We start from the raw sequence: 21,712 nt of genomic DNA on the forward strand, positions 1-21,712 counted from the left end.
TTTCCTCCTCGTGGAAAATTAACTTAGCCAAAATTTGAGAATCCCAAACCTCATAATACAGAGGGTTGGGAGCTTCTCAAAAAAGTGTATGGTAGACTTTGCCTAGTTTTACTGTCAGGTCGTAAAGGAGTGGTGTTTTTTCATTAATTACCTTTACCGCAGTCTTTCAAACAACTATTCATATGTGGTTTTTGCCTTAATAAACAATGCCATTGCTAAGCTATTTTCTAAATCGTACTGATAATAGACCCCAGTTTTGCCCCTTCGAAACCAACCTCTATCTGATTAATTTCATCCTCAAGTTCATCATGCACGTATGAGGGCATATTTTTCCTTGATACTACAAAGCCGCCAACTACCGGTTTTAAAATTGCATAGCACGAATTAATGTTTTCCAGTCTTTCCCTCATTAGGTTTTTAGAATCATCCATTTCATTTACACATTCGACAACTATATCCGGCCTGCAAATTCTTTCCGCGTCCGCCACCATGGAGACAGCCTCAACATTATCATCAATATATACTAATAGATCCGGCCTTAAAATGATAAAACCGTATTCTTCAACAAGTGACTCAATTGAATACCATTCTCTTTGATCACTATAACTATTGGCACTCCACAAGGCGCTGCAAAAAGCCGTTCTAAAAGCGACATACTTATCCAGCCTAGCGGAATGAATTATGGCGTCCGGAGCTAACAGCGCTTGTCTGCGCCCAACCTCAAAAGCAAATTGTTTTGATTCAACAGGCAATGGAAGTGATTCTTTAGCAGTAACCGAATGCTTTATCACCTGCTTTGATTCCGGATTCTTAAGAGGCACATAATAAATTTTATCCGGTTCAAATAGTCTCAATAAAGAAAGAACTGTCCATTTTTCATAACCTTCTTGATACAGCCGCTTAAAAGACGCGTTTATATTAACTGTTGTATCTAAAATAAATCTTTGCATTTCTATTTTGCCGCTGAGCAAATCAAACAACGGGTCGAATATTTCCCGTCTCATTTGGTCCAATGGCTTATGAAGAAATCTTTTAATATCATTCGGCATGAGAATATCATCTAAATCAAGAAGTTTTATCAATTCCCGTTCAATATTCAGGTAAGCCGCGCTCAAGAGGCCGGCATCATTAAGTAATGCAGGGAATTCTTCAGCGATATAGGTATCTCTAAGCTTATCGAACATAGAATAAAATGTTGGCTGTTTTGATTTGGGTATGTTTATAAGGTTATCTTGAATATCGACGTCCGGATGTTCCTCAACATACATTTTCAGTTCTCCGTATATGTCCTTCCACTTTTGCATGTTTCACAGCACCTCGTAAAATCTATATTAGAACCACGAATAAGCCTGAAATGCTATATAATGCGTAGTCAGGAAACGGTTATCAGGCAACTGGTGCCTAATGCAAGTTTACTGCACATAGAACAGTGATTTAAGCCATGCGAATTCTCTGACAATCAAGGAACGCCTGCGACTAATCTTATCTTGTCTTTACAATCCAACCTTGTTACAATATACTCGTGAATTTTTTTAAAGTAGGGTACTGGTGCCAGTATTGCTTTTACAGGAGAAATACTGCAACCCGTACTCTTTCTTGCCTCCCCCAAACCGGACATCTGCGTTAACGCTTTTTCCCAATTCCGAGAGGCGCTTATTTCATAACTATTTTGTGTGCTATAACATCTTTAATTCTTCTATCAAATAAGGAACAATTTCATTTAAGTCAGCCTGGATACCTAGATCGCACACATCAAATATTGGAGCTTGGGGGTCTTTATTAATGGCTATAATGTACTTTGATTTAAGAAAGCCGCAGGTGTAATGAGCGGCTCCACTGGCGCCGATACTTATAAACAGCTTGGGGCTTATAGTTTTGCCGCTGGAACCTATCAAATTGTCTTCCGCTATCCACTGAGCATCAAGAGCGGGCCTTGTTCCCCCTACGGCAGCGTTTAGAATTTCCGCCAATTCTTTCACAAGTTTAATATCTTCGGCTGACTTTATTCCTTTTCCGCCGGATACCACGACTGCGGCGCCTTCTACCGGCATAGCGGAAGATTGTTTCTCCACCATTTCTATAGTTTGTATTTTAAGATCTTCATCTGCCGCTTTATAGTCCACTTCTACTATTACTCCCTGCCTGGATTCATCTTTTTCCGGTTTTTCCGCGGTCCCGGAACTTAAAGTAGCCATGCAGGGTCTCTTTGCATCCCAGGAGATCTTGACTATCATACCGCCGCTAAAACCGGGAATACTCGCCACTAGCTGAGGTTTATCGCCAATCATATCCATACTCAAGTCAGTGCAATGGGCCGTCAAACCTGTTCTTACCCTGGCGGCCGCGGCGGGAGCCAGGTCCATACCTATGCTGTTGGCGCCAAATAACATAATTTCCGGTTTATATTGGTTAATGAGTTCGCTTATTATTCTGGTATAGGCATTGCTTTGGTAATACTTAAGCCGCGGATCCGAAACCAGATAAACCGTTTGTGCTCCGTAGCTTACCAATTCCTTAGCCAGGTCGCCGACATGATCACCAATCAATACTGCTGACAGCTTTCCACTTATATTTTGAGATAATTCCAGGCCCTTTCCTAATGTTTGGAGGGAAACATCCATTAATTTCCCATTTCTTTGTTCGACCCATACCCAAATTTCGTTATTTGTACTCACTGTGCTCTCCTTTTTACAGAATATTTGCCCGGTTTAATTTCTCTACCACTTTTTTGGCCACCTCTTGCGGCGAACCGCTCAATATTTCTTTTTGCCTGTCTATCACCTGCTTAGAAGTGCCGACTACTTTTGTAGGTGAACCATTATTACCGATGTAATCAAGGTTAATCTCCATATCAGCCGCGCTTAAAGTTGTGAAATCTTTATCGCCCGCGTCCATTATTCCCTCGGCAGTAATATCCCGTACTTCATTAATTTCCTTAACTACCGCAATTAAAGCGGGAAGTTTGACTTTTACTTTTAAATAACCGCCATATTCAATGTTCTGCTTAACGACTATGGTTGTTTCATCAATAAATCCAGCTTCACTGACACAGGTTACATGGGGAATATTTAATATTTCGGCAAGTTGCGGCGCCACTTGTCCGGTTGCCCCATCCTCGGTCTGGTTTCCGCAGATAATAATATCGGGATTCCCTATTTTGCGCATATATTCCGCCAGTGTATACGCGGTTGCCAGAGTGTCGGCTCCCGCAAAGGCCCTGTCGGATAAAAAAACAGCTTCATCCGCCCCTAAAGCCAGGGCCCAATCCAAAACTTCCCTTGCCTGGGGAGGTCCCATAGTTACAACAGTTAATTTACCTGAGTACTTATCTTTAATCCTCAACCCTTCTTCCAGTGCGTTTTCATCCAGAGGGTTTAATATGGCCGGGATTTTGTCTCTTTGGATACTGCCCGTTACAGGATCCAAGGTGATCTGAGAAAAGTATTCAGGATCACTTATTTGTTTTATACAAACAGCTATTTTTAAAGCCATAATTACATCCTTTCCAGCATATTTTTATATCTCTCTTTAAGCGTTGACCCGCATCATCGCAGATATACCGTAGAGCTTGGCAAGCTTTTGCTGCCCAAGCTCTACATCTAAAAAATACTATTTACAGGCTAACAACGTCTTTTTGATCAATGACTTGGAAATTTCAATCTTATATTCGTTCCTTGAGAGAGCCTTGGCATCCTGTAAAGCCAAGTTAACCGCAGTGTCAACTGTTGCTTCATCCAGGGACTTGCCCTCAACATATTCCTCGGCTTTTTTTGCTGCGTAAGGATTGGCAAATACAGCGTTTAGACATACTTTGGCTTTCTTGACCGTATTTCCCTCGCATTCAACCAGCGACGCGCAGTTTACAATTGGAAAATCTATGGATTTCCTAATCGCAAATTTCTCGAATTTACTCTTTGCCTTTTCTGAAGGCCCGGGGATTTGTATTTCGACCACTATCTCGTCAGCATCCAATACTGAAAACTTCATCGGGTCTTCGGTCTGGTAAAAGTCCGCCATTTCAATGACTCTTTTTGAAGTTTTCACTTTGGCTTCCAATACTATCAGAGCCGGAGCAGTGTCGCTCGGATTGACCGCCAGGCAATCCTTGACATTCCCGAATATGGAATGGTATCTGTTTTCTCCTTCTTCAGCATAACAATCTTTTCCGCCTTTTCTGATGCAATTGAACCTGTTGTTTGGCGAGCGATAATACCAGCAACGGCAGTGTTGGCATATATTCCCGCCGATAGTGCCCATTTCTCTGATATGCGGAGAAGCCGTATACCGGGCTGCTTCAGCAAGCGCGGTATACTTATCGGTAATCAATGTATTGTGGGCAATATCCTCAAGCAAAGCCAGTGGGCCGATCTTCAACATGTTGTCTTCTTCCCTTATATAATCCATATCAGGTATTGTTTTAATGTTAATGAGCGCCTCCGGTCTTTCGGCGAAGACCTCGTCCTTAAACATGCCGATTATGTCGGTGCCACCCGCAATGACTTTTGCTTTGCCGTCAAACTCTTTTAATAGGGATATTGCTTCATCTACCGTACGTGCATCGTAGTGTTTAAATCTTTTCACTTCAGGCCACCCCGCTTTACGTTTGCTTTACTTATTGCCTTAAGGACCTTGTCCGGAGTCATTGGGTGATCGTCAACCCATTCGCCAATGGCATTGTAAATAGCTGCTCCAATCACACCCGGTACCACAGTGGCGATATCTTCACCAATACCATTCAACCCGTATGGGCCGTATCCCATTCCCGTCTCAAGGAGCAGGTTTACCGTAGTATCAACATCACGCATTGTGAAAACCTTATAATCTATAAAGTTTGCATTTAATTTTACGCCGGTTTTGGGATCGTAAATCATTTCCTCCGCCATAGCTCTGCCGGCTCCCATATAATCCCCGCCATACTGCTGGCCTTCACATGTTTCAGGGCTTATAGCCTTACCAACATCGTTAATGTTAACTATTTTTTTAATTTCGACCCCGCCGGTGCCGGGATCAACTTCCACCTCGGCAAAATACGCCTGCCTGGTCAAACGGTGTCTTCCCTTTTCAGTGCCATACCTTCCCTGACGGTGCCAATTCCAGGTAAAGAGGGGCGCCCTGGTACCACCCTGGTTCAGGGTTGCCCGCTTGACAATTTCCGCTACAGGAACATTTATGCAGGGGTCGGCCTTCAGATAAACCACACTGTCCTTAACGTCCAGGTCGTCCGGATAATTGTCCGGGAAAGCGGGGGGATACGTTATATCAATTAATTTAATAGGAGTTGTGGCATATTCAAGCAGTTTTTGTTTCGCTTCCCTGGCGGCATTGCGAGTAACGTAAGCATCGACCGCCAGGTTGCAGGAACCGTCCGGCGTCATCATCTGGAAGCCTACTTCTTCAAAGAACCTGAAATTAACGTCTTCAAGTTTGAGCCCCATCTCTTCCGCAACAATCTGGCAGTGGGTGGTCATTGCATTCAGTCCGTCATCGGATTTTTGCGACAAGATATCCACTGTTCCATCGCAGTGCATCAGTACACCGGCGCATGCCACACCGCGGGTGTCGTCCCATTCGTGTGTCCAGGTAAAGCCAATGCCATGCAGCTTGCCGTTCGGCAGCAGCTTTGTGCCCGGCAGATGCCATTTTTTATCCCAGTCTATAGCTTTTTTCCCAAGTTCTATCGCTTCTTTAAGACTGTCCCGATCGGGGAAGCCATGCTCTTTCTTAAACTTGGAAAGATACTCCATGTCACGCCCTTCAGTCCCGTCATTCTTTAAAGCGACAAGGGTTGGATCCATCCCCAGCTCGGCAGCCACGTGATCAAATACTATGCTCAGACAAAGAGCGTTATGGTTTTGCTCACACCTAAACCAATAAGCGGGCGCGACATTTATATTTGTTTCCAGATAATTCAGCGCCAAATTGGGTATCCTGGTATTCTCTTCAAAGTGATCAATGCCGTATTGTCCCATTTTGGCGCAAATGTTATCTATTTTTACCGCTGTGATTGTCCCGTCATTTCTAAATCCCACTTTAAAAGTGGTATGGCAGTCGGCGTCCTGAGACAAGTTGTAGAAATTATCTCTTCGGTTATAGAATGTCTTAACGGGCCGGCCGGTTCTCTTGGACAATATACCGCTGATAATATGAACCCCGTGGGTATGGTGCATCATAGGGTTGCCGCCCCCGCCAAACTGAGAACCCTGGTAGGGAACATGAAGTTTAATCCTGTTTAGCGGAATGCCCATTTTCATGCCAAAAATAATTTTCCCGTCATACGCTTGCTGTTGGTGCGCCCATATTTCTACGTTATCGCCTCTCCAGAGGATTACGTCGCTCATTGGTTCCGCGTCGGCAACTGAATATGGCCGTCTTCGCGCATCAAACTTAATTACCTTGTCCGCTTCTTTAAAGCCTTTCTCCACATCGCCATGCTCGATCTTTAATTTCCTGATAATGTTGTTCCTGTTGTTTATTTCAGCGGCCGCTAAAGGCGCTCCCGGTTTTAACGCTTCCATTGGATTCAAGACCAGCGGCAGCTCTTCCCATTCAATATCGATCAGGCTCAAAGCTTCTTCAGCCAGTTCGGGAGTATCAGCGGCCACCGCCACTCCAACCGGATGCCCTTCCCACCAAGCCACGCCGTCCAGTACGCGCCCCGCTCCTTGCTTCCACTGTTCCTGGGTTACCGCCAACTCTTCTTTACCGTGGTAAAAAGCCTGTCCATCCGACGCAAGATGGCCGGCATTAAATTTGGTCTCCAGACCGAAAAGCGGCTTGTCCGCCAGCTCGGGGTCGTCATACCGGAGTACGGCCCTTACGCCGGGCAGTGCTTCGGCTCTTTCCGTACTCATAGACTTAATTCTAGCGTGAGCATAAGGAGACGGCATGATCCTGCAATATAACATCCCGGGAAGCTTTACATCTCTTGTATATTCCGCCCTTCCACCGGCTTTTTCCTTGCCGCACATGCGAGCGATGCCACGTTTACCGATTATCGAGAATTCATCCTGGATATACCTATCGCGTACTAATGGCTCAATTTCCATTATTCCCAGCTTCTGCTTGTCCATATGTTATTTTTTCCCTCCTTCCAGTTTTCTCCCCGCCTCTAGAACAGCTCCGATATGAGCCGGGTAAGTGCCGCAACGACATATATTACCTTCAAGAGCGTCTTTTATATCTTCCTCGTCCGGATTGGGGTTCTTGTCCAGCAATGCTTTGGCAGTCATCACAAAACCGGGAGTACAGTAACCGCATTGCATAGCGTGGTTATTCGCGTACGCATCCACTAACGGATGTCCCACTACTTCAAGGTTCTCAACTGTTTCTATCTCCCGTCCTTCACATTCAATAGCCAGTGCCATGCAGGATAAAATAGGTCTTCCGTCCATTATGACGGTACAGGATCCGCAGGCTCCCTTGTCACACATTTCTTTTGTTCCGGTTAACCCTAATTTGTCATGGATAAGCTCTCGCAAGGTCCAATGCGGTTCAATAACCAAGTTATATTCCTGGTTATTAATTTTCATGGTGACCTTTTTGTTTCCGCCATCATCTTGTTGTTTTTGTATCATTCCCTTATTGCTCCTTTCATCTTTAGTTGCCGTTTTCTTGTCAAATTACCCTTCCGCTACCACCTTCCTTTAGGAAACATACTATAGAAAAATAACTACGCTTTACGATATTTCCTTATCTAATTTTTCATTTTATTTTCTCAATTCGCACTATTCAGATTACTGGCCCTGTAACATAAATATTTATGAATTTATTGTATTTATTGATTTCCGCCTTGCTCAGTCTCCCGTTACACACTTCATTAAAATAACTAAGTAATTTATTACTGTCGGTATCGAAAACCGATTCTATATCAACAACATCATTATCATTTATAGTAAAGCCCACATCAATAAGTTCATTTAGCTTGTCACATGTCCTTGGGTTTGCCGTTACCTTTATCACCGGGCAAATCGGGTATCCCTGCGGCGCGCCTCTGCCGGTCGTAAATATGATGATTTGAGCTCCCGCGGCAGCCAGTCCGGTAAGCAGTTCCGGCTCTCTTCCGGGGCTGTCAATCACAGTCAGTTTCCCTTCTCTTACCTGCTCGCCATACTCAATAAAATCATCTATAGTCTTTGAGCCTGATTTTATAATCGCACCCAGGCTTTTTTCTTCGATAGTTGTAAGGCCTCCCTTGATATTGCCGGGAGTAGGCTGACCCTCACGCATATCCTCTCCAACGCTTTTTGCCCTGTTCTCCATGTTGATAATCGAGTTGATGATCTTGTCTTTGATCTCCTGATTTTTTATTCTTCTGATGAGATGGTTTTCAGCGCCAATCATTTCAGTAACTTCACCAAAAATAACTCTGCCGCCGCAGTCTATTATTTTGTCTACTGCCATTCCTACTATAGGATTTGTAAGCAGACCCGAAAGTGTGTCCGAAGAACCGCATTTTACACCAACCACCAGATCCGATATGGAGGCCGGTTTTTTCTCTTGCTTATTCAACTCTTCCGCCATTAATTCAGCCAATTCAACGCCTTTTGCAACAGCCTTTGAAATGCCCCCTATTTCCTGAATAATTACCTTCTCAACCGGTTTGCCGGCTTGTCTGATTTTGTTTTCAACCTCTTCCAGATTTACGCCCTCGCAGCCAAGACTTACCAGCAGCACAGCCCCCACATTGGGATTTATCCCGAGTCCGGCTAAAGTAGAAGTCACCCTCTTTAAATCTATCGGCATCTGGCAGCAACCCTGGGGATGCAAGATAGGGACAGCATCTCTCACTTTATTTGAAATTGCTTCCGCTACTTCATTTGCACAAATTACTGTGGATATAATAGTAAGGTAATTCCTGATACCAACAGTTCCATCTTTTCTATGGTATCCATAAAAATTCATGATTGTCCTCCTGCTGAAAACAACTATATTGGCGACCTAAAGCATAATTTCGCGTTCTGTTGCTCCGTTTTATCGAAAAAGGATCTTGATCTTGTCCTAAACCGCTTATTGATCCCCCCTGCCTCTCAAACTCTCGACATTATGCACATGCACATAATCTCCAGCGTCAATAAAAGAAGTGCTTACCCCTATTACTTCACCGTATTTAATGATGAGTGTGTTTTCAAGAACCCTACAAAGTGCAAATTTATGTCCAAAAGGTATGTCTGATTTGACTACGATTCCTTGCCCAGACTTAGATCCAACAATAACCGGCCTTGAACCTTCGGTGATATCGCATAAAGCCGTTGCTACATTGTCCCTTTCATTCATTACAATTGCCTTGATCAATTCATCACCTCCTCAAACCCTGAACTTTATTGTCATTTTTAAGTTACGCAATTTTCATGCCGGAGCTAAATAACTTAAGTTGTCTGACATTTCTTGCGAATACAAACTGCAATTTTATCATAATGAGACATATGCGACGATTTCTAAACATGAAACCGGTATCATTGTGAGAATCATGTCTCACAATGATACCGGTTTCATGTTCCCCAACAGCTATCAAACTGGCGTAGAAAGAACCAAAGGAGCAGCTATCTAATCACCAGGTTATTTAAATACTATTTGGACGTCAACAGACACGGCTAGCTTAAGTTATATTTTTTTAGCTTTCTATATAATGTGGCCCTACTAATTCCCAGTTTTTCTTCAATTTTCTTCTTCCCTTTTTCCGAGAGGCCATAAGTCCCTATGCAAGTTCTTAGAGCATTGTATTCAAAGTCTTTAATGGTGTCGATTTGGTATAGACTGGAAGACAAACCGTTGCTTTCTTCAGTTATATAAGTTGGCAAGTCCTCGGGAGCAATATAAGTATTGCTAGATATTGAAAACGCATATTCCATTGCATTTTTCAATTCCCTTATGTTGCCGGGCCACGAGTATTTAATGAGGCAGTCACAGGTTTCAGGAGTCAGTTCTATTATTCTTCCTCCCTTGTTTATACTAAAGCCTTTCAGAAAGTAATTGGCTAAAGGAATTATATCTTCTTTCCTCTCACGGAGCGGAGGAATGTTGATCTTAATTACGTTGAGCCTATAAAACAAGTCCTTTCTAAAAAGACCCTTGCTCACCATATCTTCCAAGTTTTTATTGGTTGCGGCAATTATACGGACACCAATATCAACTTGCTTATTTGAACCAACAGGTATAATGGTTTTTGTCTCCAACACTCTTAACAATTTTGCCTGCATAGAAATCGGCATCTCCTCAATTTCATCCAAAAAAAGCGTGCCTTTGTCAGCAGCCTGAAATTTTCCTATTTTGCCACCTTTTTTAGCTCCTGTAAATGCTCCTTCCGCATATCCGAAGAACTCACTTTCACATAGTGCCTCCGGTACAGCGGCACAGTTAACACTAATAAATTTCCCTTGTGCTCTATCACTTTCATAGTGTATTCCATCAGCGAAGACCTCCTTACCGGTGCCGCTTTCTCCTTCTAACAGAATCGTGGAATTCGAAGAGGACACCTTCTTTGCGATATCAATAGCCTTCTTAATATTTGGACTATAAAATACCTGGTTATCAAAATAACTTGTGTTTTTTGAATTGGCAGGTTCTATAAAAACAACTTTCAAATCCAATATCTTGTCTATAGTCCTTGGGAATACACTAAAATACCTCGTTTCACCAGAGACATCAACAGTTAACCGAAAATTTTTGTCACTTGTTTTTAAACTACTAAAAAAAGTTTTTCGAACACCATCAATGTTATCATATTCACTTATTCCAAGTATCCTTTTCAAATTATCGTTAATATATAATATGTTATTTTTTTTCGTAACCATTACATTTTTATCTATTAAATTGATAATGCATTGAATAGATTTTCTACAATCAATTACATCTTTATCATCTAGTGCCCGCCATTCTTTTTCAATTTGTTTACTGAAAAAATCCACTAAATGTAAATATAAAGAGGTATTATTTAACAACTCCTTTTTGTAATGGTCCTTTACAGCAGTAAATGATAATGACATTATATTATGTTTTTTAACTTTGAAAGGAACGGCAAGATGAACCAACCCAGAACAATTATGCAGATACTCACAACTGCTGCAAACCTTATCTTCACGGGGCTTTACCAGTAAATATTTTACCCTGCTTTGAAATAATCTATTGTAAAGCGATTTTTCCATTACTTTTTCATTTATTAATCCCGAATATCTGCCAGTACCAATTATTCGCACCAAATTAGAGTTAACTACACATACATCCATTTCCACTATTGATGACAATTCGATAATCTTTTGAGAAAACAGCTTTAAACTTTCTTGCTGCAAATATCGCACCCCCCTTCCCAAGCGCTTATTTCGTAGTTTAATTCGTATATCATTCTGAATATTTTAAGTATCAAAATGAGAATTGAAAGCCATACTAATCCCCGCGCTCAGTAAAATTTATAATTTTCCTTATATATTTACTGCCGCAATACTGTCGGAACCATATCAGTTCATCAACGGCGCCATTGACCATGGCAAAATTAATGGGTTAAATTTGCCAATCATGGAGTGCTGGTTGGCCAAAAAATAATTCATACGCTATTAGTCCTGCCGATTTAATAATTTACAATTATATCCCACTGCCATCATAACATATTTTACTCCCGATGTTCACCATTTTTTCAGACTGCTTTGTAGTGTTATTAACTCTCTATTATATTTCGACCGGCCAGCAGATTACCTTTTATATAGTATTGGGAATTTGCACTGCTCGATCCGGCCCAAAACCCCAAGGGTGAGCTAATTAAAAACCCCCCGGCATAAAAGGCGGGTAGTCACAAGGACAAATTGTGAACCTACCCCAAAGGTGAACCGAATACGAACCGGGAGCAGCACTTAAGTGCTACTCCCGGTATTGGTTTATACAATTTGATGCTTTTTGAAGGAACGGTAGGCAAACGGCGTAAGCAGAATGCTTATTACCGCCGCAAATACCGGCAGAAACACGCAGGGCTTTATGACCAATCCGAACAGCTCGTATTGAATTTCGGCGGCCGCTCCCCAGATGGCCATCATATTTGTCGGAAGAAGATGAAACAGATTGTACAGCGTAATGTTTGTTTCTGGGACAAAGAGGAACATTGGCACAATCAGCAGCAGGCCCACAAGAATAATCACGCCAAACGGTGATTTCAGCCGCGCGGACAGCAGCATGGTGATTGCCGCCGTCATCAGGCAGGCAAAAAAAGCGCAGGTAGCAAGGATCAGCGCCGTTTGTTTCATAGTCAGGGGATAGGGCGACATCGGCATATAAAGCTGCAGCGGAACATCCGCGCCGTCAAAGCCGAAGAGGAACAGGGAAAGAAAATAACCAACTGTGGTAAGTACCAGGGAAATCGCCGCCGCCAGCGAAAATCCGGTAAACAGCTTGGCCCCGATGAGCTTGTTTTTCCCATGCTTTGAAGCCAGAATGAGTTGATCGGCGCCGGAAGCGTACTCGCCGGAAAACAGCGGAGCAATGCAGATAGCCATGACAAAGGCGGCTGTCAGGCCGAATGTGTATATGGCAACAAAAAAACGCGCATAGCCGTCCGTATAGGCAATCGTAAAGGGTGTTTCGATCTGCGCGTCCAAAGCCAGCACGCTATCCTTTGCTTGTTCGCTCATATTCGTCGCTTCCACAAGCTTAACCTGCTTATCGCGCCGCGCCTCGTAAAGCTGATCGGCCCGCTCTTCAGTCAAAGTCTGAAAATCTGTCATGCCGAAAGGAGCGGACTCCATGTTGTAAATTGCGCGGACAAGGGAATAAACTGCGCTGTATGGACGCGCAAACGTCTGATATTCCACGGTGTCCGAATACCTGTCGCTGTCTGGAATTTTTGCGTAGGCGTTTACCGCCTCCGCGATCAGCTTCTCATCAAGCTTACGTCCGGCAAGCGCGCGTTCATAAGCCCTGTCCCTGACCATGGCCTCGTAATTGGATTCGTATACTTCACCATTGACATAGTAATTGCCGAGCAGCGTGCCGCAGACGCTGAAAGCGGTAACGAGCACCGCCAAAAGAAGTGCGGCCTGCACGCTCCTTTTGCGCAATATCTTTTTATATTCAAAGCCCACCAAACTCCAGAAATTACTCATTATCCGCTCACCCCACTGAAATAATACAGGTAAAGATCCTCCAAAGAAGCCTGCACATTTACCGCCGAATCGCATGGCTTATGCTCGCAGATCAGGCGCAAAGATACATCTTGGTTCTCTTGCCGCAAATTGATCACGGGGTACTTTTCACACAATGCATCCGCCTCCGTCTGCAGCACAACGCACTCCCAAACCTTGCCCGTTATGGTTTGGATGATTCCCTCCAGCGTCCCCTGGTGAATCATCTGGCCGTCCTTCATCACCAAAATCGTATCGGCAATATGCTCCACGTCCGAAACGATATGGGTGGAAAGCAGCACAATCCGGTCGGCGCCGAGGCGGGAAATCAGATTGCGAAAGCGTATCCGTTCCTTGGGATCAAGTCCGGCTGTCGGTTCATCCAAGATCAGGATCTTCGGGTCGTTCAGCATCGACTGTGCGACGCCAAGCCGCTGCTTCATGCCGCCTGAAAAGGTCTTGATCTTCTTTTTCGCTTCCTTTTCGAGAGAAACCAGTTCCAGCAGCTCCCGTGATTTTTCCAATGCCCTGACTTTTGGCAACCCTTTAAGCGTGGCAATGTACAGCATAAAGTCCAGTGCGGTAAACTCTGGATAGTATCCAAATTCCTGCGGAAGATACCCCAGTGCTTCCCGATAATCCTCGTGATTCACATCAATCCCGTTAAAAGTAATCGTCCCCAATGTCGGAACCAGCACACCGCACATCATCCGCATCAGGGTGGTCTTCCCCGCGCCGTTCGCTCCAAGCAGACCGTACACGCCTTGATGAAGATCCAGAGAAATACGGTCGCAGGCAATTTTACTGCCATAGTGTTTTGTCACTCGGTCAAGAGTAAGCTGTTCCATGTTCTATCCTCCGTTTGTTTAAGAAGACGCCGTATCTGAATGCCGACGAGCAAAGCGCCGGCGGCAAATACAAGCATCCAGTAAATCAGGAATGTGTTCGAATAGAGAACCTGCATCGTCGTGCTGAATATAACATTCGTCATGCTGACAAGGCAGGCCGCCGCGGCACAGCCGTATATGCTTTCTCTGCCGTAAATTTTGTTCAGTATCAGCAGGCAAACACCGCAGGTGATGAGATAAGGCGCAAGCAGGTACGTTGCGGCCTGCAGCAGCCCGTATGGCGATACCCGGCTGATAAAGGCCAGCAGCATAGCCAGAACAAGAAAATTTCCTCCGCCTAAAATGGCCGCGCGTGCTATAATAATTTGCTGCAAGCTGAACCGGCAGCTTATTTCCAGTTCCGCCATGCGGTAAGCGGCAGAGCGGTAAATTTCCGTAGCTGTCAACAGTGCCAGAAAAGGCAGAAGTGCGGAAATGATCCATATCTTTTCCATTTCAATATGCCAGTTTGCAGACAGTGGGGACAAGAATGCAACTGCCCAGCCGGCGAGTACAATCAATACGGAAAGCGCCCAGATCCGTTTGCGGATATAGCCGAGCTGGCTGAGAAAGAAATCCCGGCGGGTGATTTCGGGATAGCGCAGCGACGCCAAAAACCGCTTTTTATCCACAGGCTCCGGTGCTTCAAAGGATAACCGCAGAGCGTTTTTCAGTTTTTTATTCATTGGAATCCCCCTCTCTGAGCAATGCTTTCAGGGCCGCCAGTGCGGAACTTATCCTGCGGTAAACAGTGAAGCGGGACATGCCCATGATCACCGAAATCTCACCGACGGAAAGCTCGTTTGCGTACCGCAGGAGCAGCAACTCCCGTTCCTTTTCCGGCAGTGTTTTCAGCGCCTGCCGCACCGCGATTTTAAGTTCCAGCCTTTCCATAGAATCGTAATCGGGCAATTCATCGGGAAAACCCCCAGGCTGTTTTTTACGGAAAGCGTCCATGCAGAGATTTCGCGCGATGGTATAAAGGTATGCAAGCAACTTGCCGCGTTCTATGTAGGAGCTCTGCGCAAAGTATTTGAGGAAGGTTTCCTGGGCCAGGTCTTCCGCTAAAGAGGGATCGCCAACCTTATAATAGCAATAGCGATAGATTTTATCGTATTGTTCTTTGATATCGATTGACACCTCAAAACCTCCTCTCAATTGTTTAACGGTGGATTGCACTCAAATGTGCGGGTTGAATAAGAAATATTTCATTGATGCCAAGAAACAGGTATTCTTAATGATCAAATCAAGGAGTCAATCCAATCTTACCCTCGCCAGCATCTCCTCGCCGGAGATTTTGCCCTCCACATAATCCCGCCGGGACTGACTGGCGGCGGCGGACCAGGCTTTGAACTGCTCCTCGGTCAAATCCCTGCCACTGTGCTCCCCGGCATATTTCCCCGCCGCTCGGTACCGGCGGGAATAGACCTTGTTGTACTCGGTGAGGTATTGCTGTAAATATGTGTCGGCTTCAATCCCTTTTTCAAAGAACAACTTGGCGCCCACCTGCTTGCAGGTTCGCTTGCCCTTGTACGGCCTGTCGCAGAAATCCCGCTTGCGCTTATCGGCCAGCACGAAATACCTTCCGCAGAGCTTGCACCGCTTCACATACTGCCCGTTTTTCAGCATCTCGGTAAATTCGAAGAACAGCATCTCATCAAGATACTCGATCAGGTAGTAGGGCATCAGGCTCACGCCCTCAACCCCCTGGTGCATGATTTCCGGCAGGTCATCCTGTTCGGTCAGCTTCCAGTCATGGATATCCCGAAGCGTATCGATATCCACCTTACCTTTCTTTTTTGGCAGTAGCGCATACTGCATTTTCACCGCGGCGTCCCCGAACTCGGGGTGCCCCTTCATAAACTCACACAGCCGCTCGGACATGATTTTGTCCGGGCGGTTTTCTCTGTCCAGGCACACGTCGACCGCTTCCCGGAAAACCTTCTGAAGCTCGATGACACGCTCCAATTCCTCCAAACAGACAGCAAGCTGTTTGAGCTGTTCGGCGTCGATATCGTCCTTGTAGTAGATAGGCGTTTTCAAAATGTTGTTGAGCAGCCCTACAAGAAAGAAGAACGCATAGCTGTGCTTATGCTTCAGTGTTTCGGCCACATTGTAAACGGCGTTTCGGATTTCCTGATAGTGCTCTATTGTGAGCGGAATACCTTTCGCCGCGTCCAACCGCAGCCGGTACTCGCTCAAATCCAGTTCTGCAAAGTCAATTAATCCCTGCCCGATGTGCTTTTCCGCATACTGCCCGTTATGGACCGCGTCAGTAAAGGGCATGAAATGCACCAAGCCATCGCTGCCGTAAAAGACCCGGACGTGCGGATACTGCGCCATGCTTTTCTCCTTTCTGCAAATAATCGAATTCCGTTAAAATCCGTCATTTGCGCTTCCCTGTGTACTCCGGATTTTGTCTGTACGATAATGATAACACAAAGAATGAATAATTTTAATTTACGATTCATTATCATGCAGGAGGTGAGTTCGATGCACAGTATGAAAACCCTCCCGTTGGGAGGGGCAAGCATAGCGTTCGGCTGTACGCCTAACGCATAAAAGGCGGGGCGCTGCCCCACACCCCGTAATGACGAAAGGAGCGAATGCGTATATGAAAAGCGAACGGTTCGACATCCGAATGACAACCCAGGAAAAGGCATCAATCATCGGCAGGGCAAAACGGACGGGCCGGACAACCTCGGAATTTATGATCGACACTGCTCTGAACCGGAAGATTATCGTCATCGACAGTCTTCCGGAAATGGTCAGTCAGCTGAAAGCTCTCGGCAGAAACCTCAACCAGCTGACGGTGCTTTGCAAATCGAGTAGGAGGCTACCCATTAGTTGAGTAGCCGACCTCCCACACCACCGTGCGTACCGTTCGGTACACGGCGATTCCTTAGTTTACGCTGTGACTTGTCGATACTCTGAAAAGAATAGGAACCCAAACCCTTTGAGTACATCATTACTGAGGGATTTGGATAGGATTGGGCTATTGGAGGTTCTCCAGTAGCCTTTCCTCGTGTTTGCGTACTCCCAGGCTTTCTGCTTTTGGACCCCGAGCGATTTGAGCATTTTAAATCTTGTTCTCACCCGTTTCCACTGTTTCCAGAAAATCATGCGAATACGTCTTCTCATCCATTCATCCGTTTGTGACAACAATCTCTTCATATCGGCTATCTTGAAGTAGTTAACCCACCCCATAATATAGCGTCTGAGCTTCATTACTCTAAGTTCGCTGCCCATTCCGTTACTTCTGGAGGTGAGCTCTTTCACTCTACTTTCCATTTTTGCAGCCGATTTCGGATGGATTCTAACTCTTGCCTTGCCTTTTGCTCGGTAGAACGCAAACCCAAGAAATTTCACTTTTCCTACGTAGTCGACCACCGTTTTCTCTCTATTCACTTTGAGGAATAGCTTCTTCTCGATAAGAGGAAGTATGCTCTCAAATGTGCGGTTTGCACTTCTTCTGCTTCTACAAAAGATTAGCAGGTCGTCCGCATAGCGGACGAACCTGTGCCCCCTTATTTCAAGTTCTTTGTCCAGTTCGTTTAGCATGATGTTACTAAGAATCGGACTTAGTGGTCCGCCCTGTGGTACGCCGATTTCCGTTTCTTCGAAGCTGTGCTTGATTACTACTCCCGCTCTCAGGTATTTGTGAATTAGGGATATTACTCGCCCGTCTTTTATGGTTCTGGATAGCACTTCTATCAGTTTACTTTGGTTGACTGTATCGAAGTATTTCTCCAAATCCATGTCTATAACATAATCATATCCTTCGTCTATGTTCTCTTGGCATTTCCTGATGGCTTGGTGAGCACTTCGCCCAGGTCGAAACCCGTAGCTGTTGTCCAAAAATTGCTTCTCATATATCGGTGTTAGTACTTGAGCTATTGCCTGTTGTACTACTCGGTCTACCACCGTAGGTATTCCCAGTTTTCTTTTCTTCTTCCCGTCTTCTTTTGGTATCTCTACCCTTCTAACAGGGTTAGGACGGTATTTTCCGTCCTAGATTGATTGCCTGAGTTGGCATCCGGTTTCTTTGAGATATTGCAGAAGTTCATCTACTCCCATCCCATCGATTCCGTGAGCACCTTTGTTTGATTTGACTCTTTTGTACGCTCTGTTCATGTTGTTTCTATCTACGATTTCCTCAAGCAGTCTCTCCTTCGACATGTCTGCGTTGGTAATGTTGTTTTCAGTTATCCTCAGAGGATTACGCACTCCCGCATATCCTTCGTGTTCCGCACTATTCTTTTGCGGTGAGCCTTCCATATGACTATTGTCTGCTGGAAGTTGGCTGCACTTCGTTCCTTCTTTGGTAACATTCATTTACTATCACCTCCTAAGGTTCAGCCCTTCCCCAATGGCGTCGACTGCATTGGGTAGTATGGCATCTGCTGACTTCTCATGACAAATCTTGTTTTAACCGTGATTTGAAGTTTATCTCCTCACGTCCATGAGATCTCCCCGGGTAAGAGCGCAGTCTTTCCTTCCATCTATCTGTCACATTTACACCGTAGGCTTCCGGATAGTCTAGGGCTTCAGTTTGTTTTGCAACCTTACCCAGCCTACATATGCCTGATGTGATTCCTGTTCGTCAGACCAGAAGTTTGCCTCCGGCTTCCTTCAGATTCCACCTCGCGGTGAACACCCTTGCCTTTAGCTATGTGCTTAGCACTATCAATCCGCACTCGGGACTTGCACCCGTTAGACTACACCCATGCCGGGCGCACAAAAAGCAGAGCGGACAGCCGAAACTGTTCGTCATTAAGAAGTCACGCAGAATATCCATCTGTTCACATCGCAGCCCAATGTTGTGGATAAAATAATTTAGGAAGAAATCCCATCCAAAAACAGAAATGTCAGCGCAATGTAAATGATAAGCGCAAGCAATATTGCGCCTAATATGCAGAACCCGACAATAAAGCGTGTTTTCTTCTCACGGCAGGAATAGAACAGGAGCGCCGAAAAAATGCCTGCGAATACGATCAATAATAGTACCGCCAACCAGAGCTCCATAAACATTCCCTCCTCGATAGCAATTCATTTTCAGCGCCCGTGCGTTTGCTCTCAGCTGTTTCTCCCATAGGGTTGGCCGCTTTGGAAAAACACTGCTGATTTCATCATTTCGATATTTTGCCGACTTCATATTCTTCAAACCGATAACAAACACAGCTCCGCCGCTTCTTTTACACTGACATATTCCATATTGGGCTCCTCTCAAATCAAAGAAATGCCTTAGAGCTTATTATGTTTCCTTCTGAGGAAGTTTTCAAGAAATAAAAGGCTGTTTCTTGTTCACAGGCTTTTATTTGATATTGTATCGGAGCACCGATATGACATGGTCGAGGTGACCGGAATGAACTTGGAGCAGCTTTTGAAGGAAAGGGAATTTACCGACCCACATCATAATAAAATCCATCTTTCCGAATATCCCTATTTTTGCATTGAACACTGGATAGTCCTATGTTAAATTAAAATGGGTGATACAAGATGTCATTCCAGATCATCTCCCTACTCCGGCAAGAAAAAAGAGAAGATGTTGAGAGAAGGGGAGTTGTCTGCGATGTTGTTCGAAACAAAAGAGTACACAGAGGCTTATTACGTCATGACAACTCGTAACGGGTTAACATACTATAAAGCTTCATCCGCCATAGTGACGAAGTATGAGGAGGATTTTATACTTTGGACAATGTCGATATCATTAATCTGCTATTGGTTTTATCCACATTGGTTATATTATATTTCTTATTATTAGTCGCGAAAAGAACGTCCAAAAAACAAATCCATTATGCTGTTTTAAGCATAACAGCCAGCATGCTCCTATGGAATGTCGCAGTGTTATTGTATTCGACTTTTGACAATGCCCGATCGATAATGGCAATTTGTGAGCGACTGTACTTTTTGGGTACGATTCTCGTATCAATTTCAATATTATTTACCGGGCTAATATTTGCGCAAACCAAAATAAAATTTACATGGAAGCATGCACTACTGTTTGTCGTTCCCAGCATCTCTATTGTGGTGCTGCTTACGAATCAAAGTCATCACTTGTTTTATGCTGTCTTTAGCTTGATACCCTCCAAGCAAAATTTTGGCATCTATTTTACTGTACATACGATATATTCCTATTTGTGTATAGGGATTGGTTTGGCTTTCCTGGCGGTTTTCTCCATAAAAAATTATGGCGTTTTCTCCAAACAATCCTCATTAATATTTATCGGTATTATGATTTCACTGATCATTGATACAATCAGCACATTTAAGATCTTTGATTGGTCAACGGCAATCGAAAATATCGCCTTTGCCGTGACCATTAGCTTTTTTATAATAGCCACGGTAAAGTTCGATTTCCTGAACGTAATCCCCATCGCCTTGCAAACAGTTGTTGATTTGATTTCTGACAGCTATGTGGTGATTGATGAGGATTTTGAGATCATTGATTACAACAAAGCTTTTATAAGCAGTTTTACCGGGGTATCTAGAAAAGTCAGCATTGCGGCAATAATTAAAAAGAATTATGACGATCTCAATGTTAAGAGGTTCATGGAATTCCTGGACGAAGCAGTTTGTGAGCAAAAAAAGGTGAGCTTTGAAATGCCCAAATCCCTGGGCGAAGCCATCGTCTATTATATGGTGAAAATCACACCCATTTATGACAGCGGCAATCATATAGGAACGATAATTTTAAAACAGGATATTACCGAGCATAAAAATAATTTGCAGGAGGTTATGCAGCTCAATGAGAGACTGCAGAGTCTGGCAACCCAAGATTGGCTGACGCAGTCTTATAATAGGTATTTCTTTGATGAAAGATTACAGCAGGAGATTGACCTGGTAAACAGACTGCAGGTATACGGTCAGGAATCAGGCAATAGCATCAATAATTTTGGGTTAATCATGTTTGATATAGACTATTTTAAAATCTATAACGATAACAATGGGCATCTGGCCGGAGATGAGCTTTTACAAACAATCGTTACGGTTGTTAAAAAGGCATTATATTCAACGGATATATTATGCAGATACGGCGGAGAAGAGTTTGCCGTTATTTGCTGCCATACCTCAGAGAAGGGAATTAAAATAGCTGCGGAAAAGATCAGAAAAACTGTAGAAGATTATAAGTTCAGGTTTCAGGATAAACAGCCGGGTGGTATCTTGACAGTCAGCGTTGGTGCGGCATACTACTCAACGGCTAACGTGAAAAGAGAGGATTTAATAAAAAGAGCGGATAATTATCTGTATTTAGCCAAAAAAAGCGGAAGAAATAAGGCTGTTTTTTAGTGCATAAGCATACATATGGATGCCGAGCCCAAGCCAAACCATAATCAGTTTGTGCTGCATGGTCGAATTTTACCCAACACTGAATCAGGTAACCCCCCGGCATAAAACCGAGGGGTTCACTTAAAATTAATTCCGGCGACGACCTACTCTCCCAGGGCAGATGCCCAAGTACCATCGGCCTCAAAGAGCTTAACTTCCGTGTTCGGGATGGGAACGGGTGTATCCTCTCCAGTATGGTCACCGGAAAACTTTATAAACTTGTCAGGGATATAAAGTTAATATCTCAAGTGCCAAGCACCCAACCTATTAACTTATTGTTCACTCAAAAATGCACAGCTGAGCAAGTTTTATTTCAACAAGGTAAAATACATCTTGTATCCGGCAGCAGTATGGTTGGTTTATCGCCTAGCGGCAACCAACCGCCAACTTCCGATT

General features: G+C 44.3%; 17 protein-coding genes, 1 rRNA gene and 1 pseudogene. 2 read left to right on the forward strand and 17 right to left on the reverse strand.

The annotated features are described in order from the left end of the window. Window positions 1-227: 227 nt before the first annotated feature. From ABDB91_RS15910 to ABDB91_RS15975, 14 genes are all read right to left on the reverse strand, one after another. Window positions 228-1,304, reverse strand: coding sequence for a hypothetical protein (locus ABDB91_RS15910; protein WP_347488669.1), 1,077 nt, complete (start codon window positions 1,302-1,304; stop codon window positions 228-230). A 372-nt stretch (window positions 1,305-1,676) separates the two neighbouring features. After that, the gene (locus ABDB91_RS15915) at window positions 1,677-2,675 is read right to left on the reverse strand and encodes an electron transfer flavoprotein subunit alpha/FixB family protein (protein WP_347488670.1); all 999 of its coding nucleotides are present in this window, start codon (window positions 2,673-2,675) and stop codon (window positions 1,677-1,679) included. Window positions 2,676-2,688: 13 nt separating this feature from the next. Then, complete coding sequence (locus ABDB91_RS15920; protein WP_347488671.1) at window positions 2,689-3,492, reverse strand: electron transfer flavoprotein subunit beta/FixA family protein; 804 nt, start codon at window positions 3,490-3,492, stop codon at window positions 2,689-2,691. 117 nt (window positions 3,493-3,609) lie between these two features. Beyond that, window positions 3,610-4,581, reverse strand: coding sequence for an FAD binding domain-containing protein (locus tag ABDB91_RS15925; protein WP_347488672.1), 972 nt, complete (start codon window positions 4,579-4,581; stop codon window positions 3,610-3,612). Further along, window positions 4,578-7,070 carry a molybdopterin cofactor-binding domain-containing protein gene (locus tag ABDB91_RS15930; RefSeq protein WP_347488673.1) on the reverse strand — a complete coding sequence of 831 codons (2,493 nt, stop codon included), beginning with the start codon at window positions 7,068-7,070 and terminating at the stop codon, window positions 4,578-4,580. Before ABDB91_RS15930 ends, ABDB91_RS15925 begins: the two co-directional genes overlap by 4 nt. A 3-nt stretch (window positions 7,071-7,073) precedes the next feature. Further along, window positions 7,074-7,574, reverse strand: a complete 501-nt coding sequence (locus tag ABDB91_RS15935; protein WP_347488674.1) for a (2Fe-2S)-binding protein — start codon at window positions 7,572-7,574, stop codon at window positions 7,074-7,076. 154 nt (window positions 7,575-7,728) lie between these two features. After that, a complete protein-coding gene (locus ABDB91_RS15940) occupies window positions 7,729-8,901 on the reverse strand; it encodes a UxaA family hydrolase (RefSeq protein WP_347488675.1) in 1,173 nt (390 codons plus the stop codon). Window positions 8,902-9,006: 105 nt separating this feature from the next. Next, entirely contained in the window at window positions 9,007-9,291 is a 285-nt protein-coding gene (locus tag ABDB91_RS15945; protein ID WP_347488676.1) for a UxaA family hydrolase, read from the reverse strand. 299 nt (window positions 9,292-9,590) lie between these two features. Further along, window positions 9,591-11,285 (reverse strand): sigma 54-interacting transcriptional regulator, encoded by a 1,695-nt coding sequence (locus ABDB91_RS15950; RefSeq protein ID WP_347488677.1) that lies wholly within the window; start codon window positions 11,283-11,285, stop codon window positions 9,591-9,593. Window positions 11,286-11,864: 579 nt separating this feature from the next. Next, window positions 11,865-13,082, reverse strand: a complete 1,218-nt coding sequence (locus ABDB91_RS15955; RefSeq protein WP_347488678.1) for an ABC transporter permease — start codon at window positions 13,080-13,082, stop codon at window positions 11,865-11,867. Continuing rightward, entirely contained in the window at window positions 13,082-13,948 is an 867-nt protein-coding gene (locus ABDB91_RS15960; protein WP_347488679.1) for an ABC transporter ATP-binding protein, read from the reverse strand. The genes ABDB91_RS15955 and ABDB91_RS15960 overlap by 1 nt, the downstream gene beginning before the upstream one ends. Then, window positions 13,921-14,673 carry a hypothetical protein gene (locus ABDB91_RS15965; protein WP_347488680.1) on the reverse strand — a complete coding sequence of 251 codons (753 nt, stop codon included), beginning with the start codon at window positions 14,671-14,673 and terminating at the stop codon, window positions 13,921-13,923. Before ABDB91_RS15965 ends, ABDB91_RS15960 begins: the two co-directional genes overlap by 28 nt. Beyond that, a complete protein-coding gene (locus ABDB91_RS15970; protein ID WP_347488681.1) occupies window positions 14,666-15,127 on the reverse strand; it encodes an RNA polymerase sigma factor in 462 nt (153 codons plus the stop codon). Before ABDB91_RS15970 ends, ABDB91_RS15965 begins: the two co-directional genes overlap by 8 nt. A 114-nt stretch (window positions 15,128-15,241) precedes the next feature. Then, entirely contained in the window at window positions 15,242-16,330 is a 1,089-nt protein-coding gene (locus ABDB91_RS15975) for a DUF6076 domain-containing protein (protein ID WP_347488682.1), read from the reverse strand. A 271-nt stretch (window positions 16,331-16,601) separates the two neighbouring features. Between ABDB91_RS15975 and ABDB91_RS15980 the strand changes: the two genes are divergently transcribed. Further along, window positions 16,602-16,838 (forward strand): hypothetical protein, encoded by a 237-nt coding sequence (locus tag ABDB91_RS15980; RefSeq protein ID WP_347488683.1) that lies wholly within the window; start codon window positions 16,602-16,604, stop codon window positions 16,836-16,838. A 56-nt stretch (window positions 16,839-16,894) separates the two neighbouring features. Here the strand turns inward: ABDB91_RS15980 and ltrA are convergent. Continuing rightward, window positions 16,895-18,322 (reverse strand): annotated as a pseudogene (gene ltrA, locus ABDB91_RS15985) (group II intron reverse transcriptase/maturase). Window positions 18,323-18,823: 501 nt separating this feature from the next. Next, complete coding sequence (locus ABDB91_RS15990; protein ID WP_347488684.1) at window positions 18,824-19,012, reverse strand: hypothetical protein; 189 nt, start codon at window positions 19,010-19,012, stop codon at window positions 18,824-18,826. A gap of 666 nt (window positions 19,013-19,678) precedes the next feature. On the opposite strand from ABDB91_RS15990, the gene ABDB91_RS15995 reads away from it, so the two are divergent. Beyond that, window positions 19,679-21,277 carry a diguanylate cyclase gene (locus tag ABDB91_RS15995; protein WP_347488685.1) on the forward strand — a complete coding sequence of 533 codons (1,599 nt, stop codon included), beginning with the start codon at window positions 19,679-19,681 and terminating at the stop codon, window positions 21,275-21,277. Between the two features lie 130 nt (window positions 21,278-21,407). Here ABDB91_RS15995 and rrf read toward each other — a convergent pair. Continuing rightward, a 5S ribosomal RNA gene (gene rrf, locus ABDB91_RS16000) occupies window positions 21,408-21,522 on the reverse strand. Window positions 21,523-21,712 lie beyond the last annotated feature (190 nt).

Origin of the sequence: Desulfoscipio sp. XC116, from assembly GCF_039851975.1 — a bacterium.
Taxonomy (GTDB): Bacteria; Bacillota; Desulfotomaculia; order Desulfotomaculales; family Desulfallaceae; genus Sporotomaculum.

Bases quoted from the DNA above. Each gene is read 5' to 3' on its own strand.
- ABDB91_RS15940 (WP_347488675.1), bottom strand. From the start codon at position 8,901: ATGAATTTTTATGGATACCATAGAAAAGATGGAACTGTTGGTATCAGG.
- ABDB91_RS15920 (WP_347488671.1), bottom strand. From the start codon at position 3,492: ATGGCTTTAAAAATAGCTGTTTGTATAAAACAAATAAGTGATCCTGAA.
- ABDB91_RS15965 (WP_347488680.1), bottom strand. From the start codon at position 14,673: ATGAATAAAAAACTGAAAAACGCTCTGCGGTTATCCTTTGAAGCACCG.
- ABDB91_RS15930 (WP_347488673.1), bottom strand. From the start codon at position 7,070: ATGGACAAGCAGAAGCTGGGAATAATGGAAATTGAGCCATTAGTACGC.
- ABDB91_RS15960 (WP_347488679.1), bottom strand. From the start codon at position 13,948: ATGGAACAGCTTACTCTTGACCGAGTGACAAAACACTATGGCAGTAAA.
- ABDB91_RS15910 (WP_347488669.1), bottom strand. From the start codon at position 1,304: ATGCAAAAGTGGAAGGACATATACGGAGAACTGAAAATGTATGTTGAG.
- ABDB91_RS15975 (WP_347488682.1), bottom strand. From the start codon at position 16,330: ATGGCGCAGTATCCGCACGTCCGGGTCTTTTACGGCAGCGATGGCTTG.
- ABDB91_RS15935 (WP_347488674.1), bottom strand. From the start codon at position 7,574: ATGATACAAAAACAACAAGATGATGGCGGAAACAAAAAGGTCACCATG.
- ABDB91_RS15980 (WP_347488683.1), top strand. From the start codon at position 16,602: ATGAAAAGCGAACGGTTCGACATCCGAATGACAACCCAGGAAAAGGCA.
- ABDB91_RS15990 (WP_347488684.1), bottom strand. From the start codon at position 19,012: ATGGAGCTCTGGTTGGCGGTACTATTATTGATCGTATTCGCAGGCATT.
- ABDB91_RS15955 (WP_347488678.1), bottom strand. From the start codon at position 13,082: ATGAGTAATTTCTGGAGTTTGGTGGGCTTTGAATATAAAAAGATATTG.